The sequence below is a fragment of the Dietzia sp. DQ12-76 genome (assembly GCF_014145045.1).
GTDB lineage: Bacteria > Actinomycetota > Actinomycetes > Mycobacteriales > Mycobacteriaceae > Dietzia.
In genome coordinates, this window is the sequence record NZ_JAALDV010000306.1 from 1 (window position 1) to 2,046 (window position 2,046).

The 2,046-nt window shown below is 71.1% G+C and carries 2 protein-coding genes; one reads left to right on the forward strand and one right to left on the reverse strand.

Features of this window, described 5'->3' with window-relative positions:
- Nucleotides 1-150: 150 nt before the first annotated feature.
- On the reverse strand, nucleotides 151-714 hold the full coding sequence (locus G6019_RS10900; protein ID WP_107758141.1) for a DUF4245 domain-containing protein: 564 nt from the start codon (nucleotides 712-714) through the stop codon (nucleotides 151-153).
- A 148-nt stretch (nucleotides 715-862) separates the two neighbouring features.
- Between G6019_RS10900 and glpX the strand changes: the two genes are divergently transcribed.
- The gene (gene glpX, locus G6019_RS10905) at nucleotides 863-1,873 is read left to right on the forward strand and encodes a class II fructose-bisphosphatase (protein ID WP_107756799.1); all 1,011 of its coding nucleotides are present in this window, start codon (nucleotides 863-865) and stop codon (nucleotides 1,871-1,873) included.
- Nucleotides 1,874-2,046: the final 173 nt, after the last annotated feature.

A 2,046-nucleotide genomic window follows, 5' to 3' on the forward strand; every position in this document is an offset into this window, starting at 1 on the left:
CTCGCCGCGCGGTGCACCGAACACCTCGACGGGGCACGCGACCGGATCGACGCCGTTCTGGGCGACGACGACTCGGGCGACCGCACCTAGGAGGCCGCGGCGCGCGCGGTGGGTCGGCGTGCACCTGCCCGGGGTCGTCCGGCCGGGGGACTATCGACCGCTGGGCAGCGGTTCGGCGTCCTGGACCGCCGCGGCCAGCGCCTCGAAGTCCGAGGAGGTGGCCGATCCGGTCACCGCCACCCGGACGTCGCCCAGGTCCAGGACCCACACCGGGCGGACGTCGTCACCGGTGAACACGGTCCATTCCCGCCCGGTCACCGGCACGATCGTCCGGTTCGGCCTCGGCCCGCCGTTCAGTGATCGGAAGGCCTCCTCCGGGGCATCGGACTGGACCAGTTCGACGAAACTGCGCTCCCCCGTCACCCACCCCACGTGGCTCGAGGTGGTGTCGGCGAAGCTCTCGACGCGCCCGGAGTTGGAGGTCCACCCCTCCGGGACATCCGGGGAACGGACCGGGAAGTCCAGACTCCGCGCGTCCTGACGCAGGGAGGCGTCGGCGTCGAACTCCGGGATCGCTCCCTGCTGAGGTCCCGACGGGCTGAACGTGCACTGCCCGGACACACCGGCGAAAAGTCCGACGATCACCATGAGAACCACCACCGACCAGAACATGTCGCGGTTACCCTGCAGGATTCTCGGTTTCGGCTCGGCCACGGCGTCGAGTATCCCACCCGGCCGGGGCATGTCGGGCGCCTGGCCCCCGGCGAGGGCCGACAGGTGCAACAATGAGCGCCGACACCCCATCACGCGGCGAGCCGCCACTGCCCGTCCGCCTGCAGCTATCCGAGGAGCCCGACGCCACATGTCAGACGCCCTACGTCCCGACCGCAACCTCGCCATGGAGCTCGTCCGAGTCACCGAGGCCGCCGCGCTCGCGGCCGGCCGGTGGGTGGGCCGGGGAGACAAGCTCGGGGGTGACGGCGCGGCCGTGGACGCCATGCGCGAGCTCATCGGCACCGTGGACATGGACGGCGTCGTGGTGATCGGCGAGGGCGAGAAGGACGAGGCGCCGATGCTGTTCAACGGCGAGAGGGTCGGCACCGGGCACGGACCCGCCGTCGACGTGGCGGTGGATCCGATCGACGGGACGCGCCTCATGGCCGAAGGCCGCCCCAACTCCATCGCCGTCATCGCCGTCGCGGAGCGGGGCGCGATGTTCGATCCCTCCGCGGTGTTCTACATGCGCAAGATCGCCGTGGGACCGGATGCGGTCGGCCACATCGACCTGTCCAAGTCCACCGAGTGGAACATCATCTCCGTGGCAAGGGCCAAGAACATCGATGTCGGGGACCTGACGGTGTGCGTCCTCGACCGCCCCCGGCACGCGGAACTCATCGCGGAGATCCGGTCGGCCGGCGCCAAGGTCCGGTTGATCATGGACGGGGACGTGGCCGGTGGCGTGGCGGCCGCCTCCGACGACAGCTCGGTGGACATGCTCATGGGGATCGGCGGCACCCCGGAGGGGATCATCACCGCCTGCGCCATGAAGTGCATGGGCGGGGAGATCCAGGGGCAGCTCTGGCCCCAGGACGAGGCCGAGCGCCAGAAAGCGGTCGACGCCGGACTCGACGTCGACGCGTTCCTCGGCACCGACGACCTGGTCAAGGGCGACAACTGCTTCTTCGCGGCGACCGGCATCACCAACGGCGACATGGTCCGCGGCGTGAGCTACCGCTCCAACGGCGCCGTCACCAGGTCCCTCGTCATGCGGTCCAAGTCGGGGACCGTCCGGCACGTCGAGGCCCGCCACCGCATGGAGAAGCTCCGCGAGTTCTCGGCGGTCGACTACGGCCAGGGGACCCGCGACGACTGACCCTCCCCGGCCCGGGGCCACCCCGAGCGGTCGCACGGGGCCGGGCCCGCGGAGCGGCTGCACGGGGCGGCGGCCACGCCTACTCTGGCCCGTATGGCTGACCAGAGTGGATTCCGTATCGAGCACGACACCATGGGCGAGGTCCGGGTACCGGTCGACGCGCTGTGGCGGGA

Coding starts and splice junctions, on each gene's coding strand:
- glpX (WP_107756799.1), top strand. CDS start 863: ATGTCAGACGCCCTACGTCCCGACCGCAACCTCGCCATGGAGCTCGTC.